The organism is Catenibacterium sp. AM22-6LB (assembly GCF_003435615.1).
Lineage (GTDB): Bacteria > Bacillota_I > Bacilli_A > Erysipelotrichales > Coprobacillaceae > Catenibacterium > Catenibacterium mitsuoka_A.
Genome location: NZ_QTUM01000014.1, coordinates 1 through 15,805, shown reverse-complemented (window position 1 = coordinate 15,805; position 15,805 = coordinate 1). Strand labels below are relative to the sequence as shown.

Below are 15,805 nucleotides of genomic sequence, written 5' to 3'. Positions count from 1 at the left end.
TGATGGAAATAATCTTATATATACAGAGTTTGATCTGACTTGTTTATTATCTCTATTTTCGTTAATATAGTAGATGATGAAATGAGGTATAAAAATGACTGAACAGGTACATAAAAGAAGAAAAAGATATAAGGGGACACACCCTAAAAACTTCTCAGAGAAGTATAAAGAACTTAATCCAGAATTATATCCTGAAACAATAGAAAAGGTTATTTCTAAAGGAAGTACACCAGCAGGTATGCATATTTCTATCATGGTAGATGAAATACTAGAATTCTTAGATATTCAGCCAGGACAGATTGGTTTAGATTGTACTCTAGGATATGGAGGACATTCTTCTAAAATGATGGAAAAATTAGAAGGTCAGGGACACCTTTATGGATTAGACATCGATACTATTGAAATAGAAAAAACAACAGAGAGACTAAGAAATAAAGGTTATGGAGAAGACATCTTTACTCCTATTTTGACTAACTTTAGAAACATTGATCAAGTAAGTGAGAAGTATGGACCATTTGATTTTGTCTTAGCTGATTTAGGAGTATCTTCTATGCAGATTGATAATCCAGAAAGAGGATTCTCATATAAGAAAAATGGCCCATTAGATCTAAGACTTAATCCTAAAGCAGGTAGACCTGCATATGAAATTTTAAAAGACTTATCAAAAGAAGAACTAGAACATATTCTTACAGAGAACTCAGATGAACCATATGCTGATATATTAGCTAAGAATATCCATTCATTCATACGTTCTGGTATGGAAGTAGAAACAACTCAACAGCTTTATAAGATCATTGATAAAACACTTAATTTTATTACTGATAAGAATAGAAAAGATATTGTGAATAAGACAGCTGCAAGAGTATTCCAGGCATTAAGAATAGAAGTGAATCAGGAATTTGAAGTATTATATGATTTTGTAGAGAAGCTCCCTCTTATTTTAAAACCAGGAGGAAAGGCTGCAATTCTTACATTCCATTCTGGAGAAGATAGAATTGTGAAGAAGTCTTTTAAAGAACTCAAGAATCTTGGTATTTATGAAGATGTATGTAGAAATGTGATTAGACCTTCTAGGGAAGAATGTCATCGTAATTCACGTGCCAAGTCTACTAAGATGAGATGGGCTATTAAAGCAAAATAGAATACTTGAATATCAGATATACAAGTGTTATACTCTATTTGCAAATTTGAGAACAATTGCATCAAAACGAAAAGGTAAGGATCTGGTCATCCTTACCTTTTTCTGTGCTTTTATATTATTCAAGTTCTTTCAACATTTTTGCATATTCTATACATATTGTATCTGCAATCGCTGTGAGTGAATAAGGGTGAGTTGCATAATCACCTCTGCTATCATAGCGTATATATTGATCTATAAAAGGATAATCTAATTCTTTATTAGATGTAATTAAACAAATCTTAGGTTTCTTGCTTTGGTGTTTAAAAGGTTTTGCACGTGGGAAAATACGATCAAAATAAGTGCCAGAATCAGAGAACAAGATAATTAAAGTCTTTTCATCCGCATTTGTAATATATTCAGCCTGATCAGCTACTTTAATGGCAGTAAATACAGGTTTAGCACTTGTTTGTAAATCATATTGCAAGTTTAATGCAACATTTTCAGAATGCATATAACCAAATGCTGCTACTTTTTGATACTCATAAATATCATCGACTAAATCTTTAATATCATCTTCAATAGAGCTCTTTTCCAACATCTCTAAATTCTCAATTACACTTCTTACATAAGAAGTGAAAATAGAATCTTCATTACGTCCTTCATAGTTAAACTTATTAGAAAATTTGATTTTTTCTACTGAAAACTTCGCAACTTGATTTTTCAACTGATTAAAATCCCTTAAACCTATATCTCTGCAGAATCTAGAAATACTAGAATTAGACACATAACACGCTTTCGCAAGCTCAGTTAGAGTATAGTCTTCTAAATCACGAATATTCTCTATCATAAATTTCGCAATCTTATAATTATTAGAACCTTTAGGTTCACCATTTAATGTAGATAATAAAATAATAATTAAGTTAAACATGTACTCACCGTCCTGGGTATAATATGCCTTATTATACCATAGGACAGTTACTTATTGCTTGATAATTACAGTATGTGAAACTAAATCATGAAAACAACGTGTATCTTTTTGAAAATAAGCATATCCAATAGAAACAAGTGTCAATGCATAAGCAACATAAGTTAAAGGATTTACAATAGAAGTGAACTGTAAAAGAGAGGCAATCTTTCTTAAATAAGAAGGAATAATAGTAATACCACCTTCAAGAAGAGTTGCACCGAGTAATTCTCTTAACATCATGTTTTTCATGCTTACATCTTTATGATCATAATCAATGACTTTGATCTTACATATCTTCTTACCTGGAGTCTGTCCTTTCCAGATATAAAGAGGAATGAATACATAATAAAGAACTCCAATAGTAATTGCGATTAAACATACAATAAGAGCTGTATTCAAACCATAAGAAGTTAACTCAAACATCTCTGGTTTAAACTGACTATCTTTTCTTAAAAAGAATGTGATAGGAATAGAAGCCAGCATATTAGTAATATACCAGTCAATTATTAATGCGACTGTTCTTCTTAATCTTAACTCTACAATATCCATCTTACTCATATATAGGACCTCCTGTTTATTAAAGTATATCAATTCATAATTGATCAGTAATCTCGTTTCCAATTCTTGGAAAACCTTTCCGGAATATAAAAAAAGAAAGTTCCGAAGAACTTTCTATAAAGACTTATAGTCTTTTGTAATCGTCCATGTTTAATTCAGAAGCTGCATCTTTATCACAGATCAATGTCATATTAGGATGAAGCTTTAAAACAGTAGATGGTAATTCATCTGTAATAGTTGAATCAAGAACCTGTTTTAAGATACCTGCTTTTTCCTTACCATTTACAATCATCACTAAGTGTTTAACCTTCATTAAGCTCTTAGGACCCATTGTAAGACTGAATGGAAGATTTTCTCTCTTTGGATAATCAGGGTTTGCTTTATTCTTTGTAGCACGATCCATTGCATAAGAATAGCTATCCATTGGTGTACATCTAGGACAGTTACTGCAGAAATGACCATCATAACCAAGACCAATAACCATGACATCAATACCACCTGCACGGCTGATTTCTTCATCATATGTTTCCCAGTTTTCCATAGTCATATCATGAATTCTTTCTTCTGGAATATGTGCTTCCTTGAAGAATAATTCCTGCATTTCTTCCCAGTTAGGACCATAAGGCTTACCATCCATATATGGTGCTTCATCGAATAAATAATATTCGATATCCTTAAACTTTTCCTGATCTCTTACTTCTGGAGCTAACATCTTGTAAAGTTCAATAGGACTTCTACCTGATGTAAGAGAAATATTAACTCTCTTATCCTGCATCATAGCACCAAGTAAGATGTGCAATGCACTTTCGCTCATTTTCTGAGTGTTTTCTTCAACGATTAATTTCATAACAAATTCCTCCTGTATTTCACAAGAAGATAAAACTCACACACTTCACATTATAAGCATCAAACTCTTTCTGTCAACCTATAAAAATTAAAAATATGTAGTATATATCAATGTAATTTTGAATGCGTATTATACTTATAGAAATTTATTTCGCAAGTTATTTCCACGATTTGGAAAGTTCTTCTATCATATGGAAAGGTGTTTTATATATTGGAAAATACGAGATTTTTTAGGCTTTTCCAAGATATAATGTATCCAACGAGAAGGGAGGACTCGACATGAACTTCATGGAAAAATTCAATGAACTAGCAAACCGCACACTAGTGCCTATTGCAGACAAGTTAGCTAACCAAAGACATCTTGCTGCAATTCGTGATGGAATGGTTGTTGCTATTCCACTATCAATCATGGGAGGTGCTTGCTTAATTGTATCAACACCACCATTCAAACCTGAAACTCTACCAAACTGGGGTTTCATCACTACCATGCTTACAGGATGGTACAACTGGGCTCAGGCCAATAAAGCTGCATTATTATTACCATATAATATGACAATGGCTTTAATGGGACTATTTATTGCTTTCTCTATTTCTTATCATTTAGCTAAGAAATACAAAATGCCAAGCTTAAATGCAGCTGTTGTTTCTACTGCAGTATTCTTAATCGTATCTGCACCAACTACTTCTGCTGTCCCAGCTAATCTCATTACTGACGGCAAATCAGCCACTGATCTACTTGCACTTGCGGGAAGTTATCTACCAACAACTTATCTGGATGCAAAGGGTATCTTTACAGCTATTATCGTTTCTATCGGATGTGTAGAAATCATGAACTTCTTATTTAAGAAGAATGTTCGTATTAAGATGCCTGAAGGCGTTCCACCTGCAATCAGTTCATCATTCGATGCAATCTTACCACTTTTTATCTGTGTTATCATATTCTATGCATTATCATTATTTGTACAGAATATCAGTGGTCAGTTATTACCAAGTATGATTATGACAGTACTTGCACCTGCGGTATCTGGTCTAGATTCATTAGTAGGTATCTGTTTAATTACTATCATTGCTCAGACATTCTGGTTCTTTGGTTTACATGGCGCAAGTATCACTCAGCCAATCAGATTACCATTCATGCAGATGTATTTAATTACTAATATCGCAGCATATAGTGCTGGTAAACCATTAGTACACTTCTTTACTCAGCCATTCTGGTCATATATTATCGCATTAGGTGGCGGAGGTGCTACTTTAGGATTATGTATTCTATTAGTTAGATCTAAATCAGTTGAATTACGTACTTTAGGTAAGCTTTCAATTGGTCCAGCATTCTTCAATATCAATGAACCAATCATCTTTGGTTTACCAATGGTATTAAATCCAATTATGATGATTCCATTTATTTTTGTGCCAGTTGTTAACTCTATTATTGCCTATACATGTATGGCATTAAATATCGTTGGAAAGGGTGTTATTGAGACACCATGGACAACACCAGCACCTCTTGGTGCAGCATTAGGATGTATGGATGTAAAAGCCGGTATCATGGTTATAGGGCTAATCATTTTAGATATGGCGCTTTACTATCCATTCGTTAAATTATTAGAAAAACAAAAGTTAGAAGAAGAAAATTCAAAATAATTAAAACAAGAAATAAAACTCACACACACATAAAATTGAATAACCTTAAATATTTTGTGAAAGACTGCAACCCCACAGCAGTCTTTTTAATTTGTGATAAACCTTGTATACTGTAAACAAGGAGAATCATATGAGAAAAGAAGAACTAATAGACTTATTGAAGAAGGATGTAGTCCCTGCATTAGGATGTACAGAACCAGTCTGTGTCGCATTATGTGCAGCTTATGCATCTCAACAGTTAAATAATCCAATAACTAAAATAGAGTTAGATGTTAATAAAGGAATATATAAAAATGGGATGTCTGCAGGTATACCACATTGTGAACATGTAGGTCTAGAGTATGCTGCTTCTATCGGGGCATTATTAAAGAACCCAGAAAAACAGCTGACTCTATTTGAAGATATAGAGTCAGATACAATTACACAAGCTGAATTATTAGTGCCCCATGTTTCTATCACAATTAATGATTCAGCATCTATTCATGTAAAATGTACTCTTTATACATCTAACGATACAGTGACATGTATGATTAAAGAGGCACATACAAATATAGTTTATCTAGAAAAGAATGGAATTGTATTAGAAGAGAAAACAACTCAAGAAACAAACAATACACCCACTGTGATTGATGAACTCAAAGAAATGAAAATATCAGACATACGTTCTTTGGTGGATTTAATGACAGTGGATGAACTTGAATTCCTATTAGATGGTATAGAAATGAATGACCAATTATCACAATATAAAGGAACAACCTATTTGAGTGATTCGTTCAATCATTCATTATTCTCTGAAGACTTGTTAACTAGAATAATAAGGAAAGTTACTGCAGCTGCTGAAAATAGACTAGATGGCTGTCCACTTCCTGCAATGAGCAGTTCGGGCGCAGGTACAAAAGGACTCGTAGTTTCTATCCCGGTGAATGAAGTGGCAGAAGAACTACACGTATCACTAGAAAAGAAAGTCAAAGCACTTGCGCTTACGCATCTAGTAAATAGATATATTAATGCACATATTGGGAAATTATCGCCTATGTGCACATGTGTCATGGCTTCTTCTACATCTGCTTCTGTAGGTATCGCTTATCTCTTAGATGCATCAGATGATCAGATAGGGTATTGTATACGTAATATGACAGGAACTGTAACTGGTATGATTTGTGATGGTGGAAAAGTAGGATGTGCATTAAAGGTGTCTATAGGTTCTACGGCTGCACTTATGTGTGCAACAACTGCAGTTAATAATGCAGTATTAAGAGAAAGTGATGGAATTTGTGCAGCAACAGCTGAACAATGTATTCAAAATATGGCGCGCATTGGGAAAAATGGAATGGAAAGAGTAGATGAAGAAATCATCGCAATTATGAAAAGTAAAGAGTGTCAATAGCGAGAAGGTGGTCCAAGGATCATCTTCTTTTTGCATATAATGGCACATTTTAATAATTAAAGTGAATAAAGTATGAAGTGTCAGTTGATTAAAATAACCTTGTATATATCATAAAAAATGAATTGTATAAAAATAATATTACTATTCTAAAACATCATAATGGAACATTTCCCTTATCTTTGACACCTATTCCAAAAGTTTGTGCCACGTCCCAGAAGGGGCCTGAAATATTGAAAGTGTTTGCATTGTTGGGTAAACTAGGACTCGTCAAAACAAATGAAAGCAATTTCAAGGAGGAAACAGAAATGAGTTTAGTATTAGCAAGAATCGACCAGAGATTAATTCATGGTATTGTTGTTACGCAATGGGCAGGTGCAACACAGGCAAAAAGATTAATGGTAGTCGATGATGAAGTAAGTAAGGATGAAGTTCAAAAATCAGCTATGAGAATGAGTAAGCCAGTGGGGACTGGGATGTCAATCATTGATACAGAAACAGCTATTAAGAACTTCAACGCAGGTAAGTATGATAGCCATAATGTATTCATGATTGTAAGAGAACCATCTACATTAGTTAAGTTAGCTGAAGGTGGTGTTAAGATTCCTAAAGTAAATATTGGTATTATCTTCGATGGGGAAGGTAAGACAACAGTGAAGAAGATGGTTTCAGTCAATGAAGAAGAAGTGAATGATTTAAAGAAATTACAGTCTATGGGTATTCCAGTGACATTCCACTTCGTACCAAGCGAAGCAGAAGAACCACTAGAAACATATATTAAATAATCAAGGGGGATAAGAAGTATGCAGGTTATTCAAGGAGTATTAATCGTATTATTATCAATGTGGATGGTTTTAGACCAGCAGGGTATTGTTATTACAACATGGTTCCCAATCATGGTTGCATTTTTTGCAGGATTGATTATGGGGGATATGAAGACTGCCATGATTATTGGTGGTACATTCCAGTTAATGAACTTAGGTGTTGCCAACATTGGTGGTTCATCAGTGCCTAACTGGTGTCTTGCAACAGTAGTTGGTATTTATGTTGCATGTAGAACTACAAATGATGTGGCTCAGGCAAAAGCAGTTGCCTTAGCAGTAGGTGTACCAGTTGGTATGCTTGGTATTCAGTTAGATGTATTCGCAAAGTTATTAAATACTTATGTAACACATGCAGCACAGAAAGCATGTAATGAAAAGAAGTTTGGTAAGATGAACAGAATTCTTTGGATTGGTCCTATGATCTTTGCTTTATCTACAGGTTTACCAACAGCTTTATGTGTATTATTTGGTGATGCAATCGTTAATGTTATCTTAAAATCAGTTCCAGTATGGTTCACAAATGGTCTATCTATCGCAGGAAATATGTTACCAGTTGTAGGTATCGCATTATTGTTACAGGTTATGCCTGCTAAGAAGTACTTATCAATGTTGATGATTGGTTTTGTCTTCTCAGCTTACTTAAATGTACCAATGTTAGGTGTATCTATTATTGGTTTAGCTATTGCTTACTATTTCTTTACAACACAGGTCAATAAAGCACCAGCAATCGCATCAACAGAAGGTGCAGTAATCGATGAAGGAGATGAATGGGATGAATAAAGAAACACAGACAACAGAAGTTGTTACAAAGAAAGATCTTACAAAAGCCGCAGTACGTTACATGTTTATGGCATGTAATACATATAACTATGAAAACCATCAGGGTCCAGCAGTTGTATTTGGATTAGAGAAGGTTTTAAGAAAGATTCATAAGAATAATGATGATGACTATGTTGCATCATTAAATAACCACTTTAAATATTTCAATACAACAACTTGGATGGCTAACATCTTACTTGGTGCAAGTGTTGCCATGGAAGAAAAAGATGGTGTTGAAGCATTAGATACAGTACAGAACTTTAAGACAGGTATGATGGGTCCTCTTGCAGGTATCGGTGATACTTTGATCTGGGTACTCTATCCAACAATCATGGGTTCTATTGCAGCTTATATGGGACTTGAAGGTAACCCTACAGGTGCACTTATCTGGATGTTACTTAACGTGATTTTCTTCTTCTTTAGAATTAAGTTATTCCATTTAGGCTATGATTCAGGTTTAAAGCTTATTACTACATTAGGTGATAAGTTATCAGTCTTCACAGAAGCAGCATCTATCATGGGTCTAACAGTTATTGGGGCATTAATCCCTTCAGTTGTTAAGATGTCATTAGGTCTTGTCTTTAAGTCAGGTAAAGTAAAACTTGCTATTCAGACAGGTGTCTTAGATAAGATCATGCCTGCTTTATTACCAGTTGCACTTACATTTATCGTTTATAAATTACTTGCATCTAAGAAACTTACTGTTATTCAGGTCATCTTCTTAATTATCATTCTTGCATTAGTTTGCTCATTCTTTGGAATTCTAGCTCTCTAATCAAAGTTTTCGGGGGAAAAGTCTATGAGAAAAATCGTTCTAGCCAGCCATCATTTACTTGCTGATGGTTTAAAAGATACAATCCAGTATCTTATGCCAACTTTAACTGATATCCAGTCAGTGAGTGCTTATATGGATAATGTACCTGTTGAAAAACAGTTAAAAGAAGCACTTGGAGAAATCAATGAAGATAATGAATACATCATCTTCACTGATATGCTTGGGGGTAGTGTGAATCAGGAAGCAGTCAAATATTTACAGTATCCTAATGTATATGTGATTACAGGGATGAATTTACCTATTGTATTAAGTGTCTGTTTATCATTAGCAAGCTGTGAAAAAGTGAATGAGGATGTCATTAGAAATGCGATTGATGATGCAAAGTCACAGATTGTTTATGTCAACGATGTTATGAAAAATATGGGGGTTGATGAAGATGATGAATAAAGATTGGTGGAAAAGCAGCGTTGTTTATCAGGTTTATCCACAAAGTTTTAATGATACCAACAATGATGGGGTTGGTGATTTAAAAGGTATTACTGAAAAACTTCCTTATTTATCTAAATTAGGTATTGATGTTATCTGGTTAAATCCTATCTATGAATCACCATTAGTAGATAATGGTTATGATATTGCGAACTATAGAAAGATCAATCCAATGTATGGCACAATGGAAGATTTTGATGAACTATTAGAAACAGCACATAGTATGAATATTAAGATTATTATGGACTTAGTTGTTAATCATACAAGTGATCAGCATGAATGGTTCTTAAAGTCTAAGTCTTCTAAGGATAATGAATATTCTGATTTCTATATCTGGAAAGATCCTAAGGAAGATGGCAGTGAACCAACAAACTGGGGTGCTACTTTTGGCGGTGCTGCATGGACTTATGTTCCTGAAAGAAAACAGTATTATCTACATTGTTTTGCGCCTGGACAACCTGATTTAAACTGGGAGAATCCTAAAGTGAGAGAAGCTGTTTATAATGAAATGAGATTCTGGTTAGATAAAGGTATTGATGGTTATAGAATGGATGTTATTTCTTTATTAAGTAAGAGACAGGACTTCCCAGATGCCTTACCAGGAGAATATGATTATGCAAAATCATATTATAAAGGAGCTTCTAATGGACCTCGTATTCATGAATTCTTACAGGAAATGAATAGAGAAGTCTTATCACACTATGATGTGATGACGGTAGGAGAAACAGCCAATACCAATGTTCAGCAGGGTAAGCTTTATACTGATCCTTCTAGACATGAATTAAACATGGTATTCCAGTTTGACCATATGCATTTAGATTATGGTGAATATGGAAAGTTCTCTGATGTAAAGTTTAAACTCAGTGATTTAAAGAAGAGCTTATCAACATGGATCAATGATTTAGGTGATGGATGGAATTCACTTTATTGGGATAACCATGACCAGCCTAGAAACGTGACTCGTTTTGGTGATGATGGAGTATATCGTGTAGAATCAGCTAAAATGTTAGCTACTCTTCTACATATGATGAAGGGCACACCTTATGTCTTCCAGGGGGATGAATTAGGTATGAAAGATGTACCTTTTACATCACTTGACCAATATAAAGATATTGAAACAGTCTTTATGTGTCAGAAGATGAAAGATAAAGGCGAAGATGAAGAAACAATTAAGAAATATGCTTATTTAAGTTCAAGAGATAATGCAAGAACACCATTCCCTTGGAATGGAGAAGAAGGTTCAGGCTTCTCTGATGCAAAGCCTTGGATTGATTATTCACCTGATAACAAGTTCATCAATGCAGAAGATGAATTAAAAGATCCAAATTCTGTCTTCTATTATTATCAGAAATTAATTCGTTTAAGAAAAGAAAATCCTATAATTGTTTATGGATCTTATAAACTATTAGACGAAGAAGATTCAGATATCTTCTCATATGAAAGAGAATATGAAGGTAAGAAGTTACTTGTAGTATGTTCTTTCGCAAAAGAGAAGGTAAGATATACATTGCCTGATGACTATAAGGATGCAGAAATTCTTATTGGAAATTATGAGAATATATTGAAAACAGATGATAAAAATATTATTCTAAACCCATATCAAGCAGTAGTTTATCTAACAAAGGGGTAATAAGATATGGACTTTGACACACAAGCAGGACTTATATATTCAACATTAAGTGATAACGAAAAAGATATGATTCAATATATCAGAAACCATAAAGCAGATGTTGTAGACATGCCTATTAATGAACTAGCGAAGGTTCTGCTTTCGTCAAAGAGTTCTGTATTACGCTTAGCCCAAAAGCTAGGCTATACAGGTTATTCAGAATTAAAGTATTCTTTAAAGAAGGATATAGTAAAGAAAGCAGTTGTTCCTACAGATCTGGTTGAAAAATTCAGGAAAGAAATTGATAAAACATTTGAATATGCTTCTCAAGTAAACTTTGCGTCATTAATCTCCGAAATCCATAAAGCACGACAAGTCATTTTATATGCAACAGGGTTTACTCAGAATAACTATACAAAACAGTTCTCTAGTGAGTTATTTATGTCAGGGCGTTCAAATTATATTGTATCTGGTGAAACTAATTTTGAAGTCATCTCACACTCCCTAACTAGTGATGATTTTGTCATTATTATTTCATTGTCAGGTAATACACCAGGTATCAGAACAACAGTAAATGCACTGAATATGAAGGATATACCTATTCTTTCTATAACTGAGCTAGGAAAGAATTTCCTTGTAGAAAATTCAGATTATCAGCTTTACTATAATACAACAGAATTTCCTCTTGAGGATGAACATATCATTTCTATGAATGCAGTAGGAATTGTTCTTACTATTCTTGCAAGAAAATATCAAGAATTCGCATTCTTTGATGAGTAAAGTCAGACTTAATGGTCTGGCTTTTTTGCGTGTTATAGACTTTACGAATATATATGTTAAATCAAGGTTAAATCTTATTCCGAAAAAATGAAAATAATTCATTTTTTCGGAATAAGAAGGTATAATATATATGGGTGAATGAAATGAAACTTTTAGAAAGAAACTATTTAACAAAAATTATTAATGTAATTGGAACTCCTGATATTAAAGTGATTACGGGTATTAGAAGATCTGGAAAATCATGTCTGTTACTACAATTTATGGAATATATAAATCAAACTGATAAAGACGCGAATATTATTTTTGTTGATTTCAATTCTTTAAGTGCAGAGCCGTATTTAGAATACCATGCATTAAATAATTATATAGAAGGTCAATATAAATCTAACAAGAATAATTATGTATGTATAGATGAAGTTCAAATGTGCAGTGGCTTTGAGAAAGTCATAAATAGTCTACATAGTAGTATGAAATATGATATTTATATTACTGGTTCGAATGCATTTCTATTAAGTAGTGATTTGGCTACTTTATTTACCGGTAGAACGTATGAAATAGAAATATTTCCTTTTTCTTATAAAGAATGTCTAAAATATTATGCTGGGCAGTATTCACTTGATAGATACGTGAGAGAAGGTGGAATGCCTGGAACTTTGCTTTATCGTGAAAAAGATGATAAGTATAAATACATACGAGATGTTTTTGAGACGCTTATTATAAGGGACATAACTAATAAATATTCGATGAGAAACAAAGAAGTTATTCATGATTTAGCGTACTTTATGATGGATAACATTAGTTCTTTGACATCAGCTAATAATATATCTAAATCATTAGCAAATGCTAATATTAAAATAACAGATAAGACTATAAAATTGTATATGCAATATTTGAAAGATTCATACTTGTTTTATAAAGTTAGAAGGTATGATATAAAAGGGAAAAAATATTTGGCAACAAATGATAAGTATTATTTGTCCGACCATTCTTTCAGATATGCTATTATAGGAACAAAAAACATGGACTATGGCAGAGTATATGAAAATATCGTTGCGATTGAATTGCTTAGAAGAGGGTATGAAGTTTATGTTGGTAAACTTTATAAAAAAGAAGTTGATTTTGTGGCTATAAAACAAAATGAGAAGATTTATTTTCAAGTAAGTGATGATATTTCGAATCAGAAAACTTTCGATAGAGAAGTTACTTCACTATTAGAAATACAAGATGCATATCCTAAAATCTTATTGGCTAACACACATCATGATGAATATCAGTATGAAGGTGTAAAAATAATTGATATTGAAGAATGGTTAAAATTGTAAATATAAATGATTTGAATGCAGATAAGATAATAAATAAACGTTTTACTTTATGCTTGTGAATCCTTCTAGCCTATGGGAGGCTGTAACGGGTAAATAACTAATTATAGTTTCAGAAACAGTAAAAGGCGGATCGAAGTCCTGCTGGTCATGAGTTTGAGGTGGATAAGGTAACTACTGATACAAGGGGCGTATATGCACGTAATAATATAAAACTAACAAATCATCACTGTGAGGGCTGTCCATTCAGATCAAGATGCACTAAATCCAGAATTGGAAGAAGCATAAACTACTGCAAGGAACTTGATGAGTTTCATAAGGAAGTAAGAAAAAATGTCACAAGCGAAGAAGGCAAGAAACTCATGTTCAAGAGAGATAATGAAGCAGAAGGAACTTTTGGTGATCTTAAGGAGAATATGGGTTATGACAGACTCTACAGAAGAGGATATGACAATGCTCAGATGGAGATCTACCTTGTTTCAATGGGGCATAATATCAGGAAATACCAGAAACTGAAGAAGAGAATCAAGGAAACAGAAGAAAACCAGATGAAACAGGTCAAGGAGATGCTCAGATTGTTTATCTGCTGATAAAATTTTTTTAGGAAATGGGCAGGTTCTTTTTAAGTGCGTCTGAAATATGAAAAGGTTATTCACCATGCAGTTAATGTGGACCCCGTGTCAAGGACATTAAATAAAAAGGCGCTTAAAAATGATTAGAAATAAAGATATCCTCTAGGTGTAAATTAACCAGGAGGATATTTTTATGTGTAAACTATATAAATATGTAATTATTAAAGATGGAGTTTTATGTGTATTGGAAACAGATAGAATGAAGGAAGTCATAAGAAATGAACTTGGTGTATTTGACTACCGTGATTATATATTTGATGATGATCCATCAGTCTATCTTCTTGTAAAGGATTTAAGTGTATATGATACTGATCATACTATTGTTTACAGATCTTTTCCAGATGATGCTGACGGTTATTTTAATGGCACTGTTATATTCACTAAGATGGATGATTTTGGCTTTGCATCATTAAGCAATAATGATATAGATATAATCAGAAGTCATCTATGCAGATTATCTGATGGACTGTTTGAAATGAGTTATTCTTGGAAGAATAGCTACTAATTTCTCGAGCGTTGAGTTTCTATCAAGATTATTTCTTACCTGTCTGAATTTTTCCTTATACTCATCAGGCTCCTTTGCGACATGGTTGAGTGGGTACTCACCAGTTATATAATATTCTAAGTATTCATTTGGTGAAAGCTTGGCCAGATTGTACTGATAACGATCATTGTTGTAATAAACCATATAGGAATCTATTATTTCCTTTAGTTCTTCGTATGAGCAGGCATTCTCTGTATATCTGCCTATCTCATCTTTCATATGTCCGAAGAAGGATTCCTGGGGAGCGTTGTCCCAGCAGTTTCCTCTTCTTGACATTGACTGTCTGATTTCCAGGCTCTTGAGTAAGTCAATAAACTTAAAACTTGTATAATGCACACCCTGATCACTATGTATCAGAGCATCAGTATGAATATTACGCTTATGTTTACTGTAAAGCTGATTGAATGTCTCCAGGACAAAGTCTACTTCTAAAGACGGTGATAATACATATGAAAGAATCTGCTTTGTGAAGCCATCCTTTACCACCGATAGATATGCTTTAGATCTTTTATGACCGTAGAATAGATAAGTAATGTCTGTTTCAAGCACATATCCAGGGCCATACTCCTCGAAATGTCTGTTTAGAATATTATCTGCATAATTTGATGTTTTCATTGCCTTAGCCATTCTTCTTGCAGGATTGGCTTTTCTTATCGGACAGAATAGCCCGTATTTCTTCATCAGTCTTGAAATCTTTTTATGATTCATCACAATGCCCATGTGAAGAAGACGCATATGAATACCACGTCTGCCTTTGTCATATCCTTTGAATTTGTATGCTTCTAAAATCAGTTCAAAATCCTTACGGTCTTGTTCTTCTTTTTCGCTTATGGAACTTTTTCGTTTCTTCCATGAATAGAACCCACTTCTTGAAACACCTGCAATATCGCATAACGCTGTGACACTCAGTTTATTTCTAGGTGATTCAAGAGTTCTATCTATCAGTTTATATTTTTCTCTTATTGTTTGTCCTTCTGCAGTTTTGAGATTTGCTTTCTGTTGATAAATCTCACTCTTTTTAAAAAATCGTTCTCCTGTTGGAGAATTTTATTTTTCTGCTTAAGCCTTTCTAGCTGTTCCTCAATGGTAAGATTTTTTGTAGAAGGTCTTCCGGATTTTGTGCCTCTGGTATCCTTGAATCCTTCTTCTCTTGCTGCTTCTTTCCTTACACGATTTGTGAACTTGAGAGTTCGACTAGACCCTAACATATGAGGATCAAATCCATACTTTCTAAATATGTTTCCAGGCATCATGCCATTCTGTAAATCAATCCAGAAGAGTTCTTTGAATTCTTCTGAATAGGTTATGCTTTTGATAGATACTTTCTTTACATATGGATTCTTTTCGAGTTCCTTTACTTGTTCATCACTAAAATAATTTACTCCCATAATAACACCACCATTCGATAATCATTATACTACGCAAAATAAAAACCCTGTAAAACAGGGTCACGAAATAAATATCCTTTTTTTATCGTGTCCTTTTTACAGGGTCCATTTTA

The 15,805-nt window shown here is 33.5% G+C and carries 16 protein-coding genes and 1 pseudogene; 12 read left to right on the top strand and 5 right to left on the bottom strand.

Annotated elements, in window-relative coordinates; genetic code table 11:
- The first annotated feature begins 94 nt into the window (after nt 1-94).
- Entirely contained in the window at nt 95-1,141 is a 1,047-nt protein-coding gene (rsmH, locus tag DW269_RS04750; RefSeq protein ID WP_117458750.1) for a 16S rRNA (cytosine(1402)-N(4))-methyltransferase RsmH, read from the top strand.
- A gap of 115 nt (nt 1,142-1,256) precedes the next feature.
- Here the strand turns inward: rsmH and DW269_RS04745 are convergent, their stop codons facing one another.
- The 3 genes from DW269_RS04745 to DW269_RS04735 all read right to left on the bottom strand — a co-directional run bounded on the left by DW269_RS04745 (nt 1,257) and on the right by DW269_RS04735 (nt 3,492).
- Complete coding sequence (locus DW269_RS04745; RefSeq protein WP_117458749.1) at nt 1,257-2,048, bottom strand: MurR/RpiR family transcriptional regulator; 792 nt, start codon at nt 2,046-2,048, stop codon at nt 1,257-1,259.
- 51 nt (nt 2,049-2,099) lie between these two features.
- Nucleotides 2,100-2,645 carry an RDD family protein gene (locus tag DW269_RS04740; RefSeq protein ID WP_117458748.1) on the bottom strand — a complete coding sequence of 182 codons (546 nt, stop codon included), beginning with the start codon at nt 2,643-2,645 and terminating at the stop codon, nt 2,100-2,102.
- A gap of 124 nt (nt 2,646-2,769) precedes the next feature.
- Complete coding sequence (locus DW269_RS04735) at nt 2,770-3,492, bottom strand: 6-phosphogluconolactonase (protein ID WP_117458747.1); 723 nt, start codon at nt 3,490-3,492, stop codon at nt 2,770-2,772.
- Between the two features lie 278 nt (nt 3,493-3,770).
- On the opposite strand from DW269_RS04735, the gene DW269_RS04730 reads away from it, so the two are divergent.
- The 11 genes and pseudogenes from DW269_RS04730 (at nt 3,771) to DW269_RS04680 (ending at nt 14,265) form a co-directional block, all read left to right on the top strand.
- Nucleotides 3,771-5,132 carry a PTS sugar transporter subunit IIC gene (locus DW269_RS04730; protein WP_117458746.1) on the top strand — a complete coding sequence of 454 codons (1,362 nt, stop codon included), beginning with the start codon at nt 3,771-3,773 and terminating at the stop codon, nt 5,130-5,132.
- A 130-nt stretch (nt 5,133-5,262) separates the two neighbouring features.
- Complete coding sequence (locus DW269_RS04725) at nt 5,263-6,519, top strand: serine dehydratase subunit alpha family protein (RefSeq protein WP_117458745.1); 1,257 nt, start codon at nt 5,263-5,265, stop codon at nt 6,517-6,519.
- 305 nt (nt 6,520-6,824) lie between these two features.
- Nucleotides 6,825-7,301 (top strand): PTS sugar transporter subunit IIB, encoded by a 477-nt coding sequence (locus DW269_RS04720; RefSeq protein ID WP_040389796.1) that lies wholly within the window; start codon nt 6,825-6,827, stop codon nt 7,299-7,301.
- A gap of 18 nt (nt 7,302-7,319) precedes the next feature.
- Entirely contained in the window at nt 7,320-8,120 is an 801-nt protein-coding gene (locus tag DW269_RS04715) for a PTS sugar transporter subunit IIC (RefSeq protein ID WP_117458744.1), read from the top strand.
- Entirely contained in the window at nt 8,113-8,934 is an 822-nt protein-coding gene (locus DW269_RS04710) for a PTS system mannose/fructose/sorbose family transporter subunit IID (protein WP_202898380.1), read from the top strand. The genes DW269_RS04715 and DW269_RS04710 overlap by 8 nt, the downstream gene beginning before the upstream one ends.
- A gap of 24 nt (nt 8,935-8,958) precedes the next feature.
- Complete coding sequence (locus tag DW269_RS04705; RefSeq protein ID WP_117458743.1) at nt 8,959-9,381, top strand: PTS sugar transporter subunit IIA; 423 nt, start codon at nt 8,959-8,961, stop codon at nt 9,379-9,381.
- Nucleotides 9,371-11,050 carry an alpha-glucosidase gene (locus DW269_RS04700; RefSeq protein WP_304465963.1) on the top strand — a complete coding sequence of 560 codons (1,680 nt, stop codon included), beginning with the start codon at nt 9,371-9,373 and terminating at the stop codon, nt 11,048-11,050. The genes DW269_RS04705 and DW269_RS04700 overlap by 11 nt, the downstream gene beginning before the upstream one ends.
- A gap of 6 nt (nt 11,051-11,056) precedes the next feature.
- Nucleotides 11,057-11,809 carry a MurR/RpiR family transcriptional regulator gene (locus tag DW269_RS04695; RefSeq protein ID WP_117458741.1) on the top strand — a complete coding sequence of 251 codons (753 nt, stop codon included), beginning with the start codon at nt 11,057-11,059 and terminating at the stop codon, nt 11,807-11,809.
- Nucleotides 11,810-11,952: 143 nt separating this feature from the next.
- Nucleotides 11,953-13,131, top strand: coding sequence for an ATP-binding protein (locus tag DW269_RS04690; RefSeq protein WP_117458740.1), 1,179 nt, complete (start codon nt 11,953-11,955; stop codon nt 13,129-13,131).
- 149 nt (nt 13,132-13,280) lie between these two features.
- Nucleotides 13,281-13,718: pseudogene (locus DW269_RS04685) on the top strand (transposase); the annotation flags it as partial.
- A 175-nt stretch (nt 13,719-13,893) separates the two neighbouring features.
- On the top strand, nt 13,894-14,265 hold the full coding sequence (locus tag DW269_RS04680; RefSeq protein ID WP_117458738.1) for a hypothetical protein: 372 nt from the start codon (nt 13,894-13,896) through the stop codon (nt 14,263-14,265).
- On the opposite strand, the gene DW269_RS04675 is transcribed toward DW269_RS04680, so the two are convergent.
- Both DW269_RS04675 and DW269_RS04670 read right to left on the bottom strand, forming a co-directional pair.
- Nucleotides 14,215-15,246, bottom strand: coding sequence for an IS3 family transposase (locus DW269_RS04675; protein WP_233502427.1), 1,032 nt, complete (start codon nt 15,244-15,246; stop codon nt 14,215-14,217). The genes DW269_RS04680 and DW269_RS04675 overlap by 51 nt on opposite strands.
- 17 nt (nt 15,247-15,263) lie before the next feature.
- Nucleotides 15,264-15,692 (bottom strand): HTH domain-containing protein, encoded by a 429-nt coding sequence (locus DW269_RS04670; protein WP_117458736.1) that lies wholly within the window; start codon nt 15,690-15,692, stop codon nt 15,264-15,266.
- Nucleotides 15,693-15,805 lie beyond the last annotated feature (113 nt).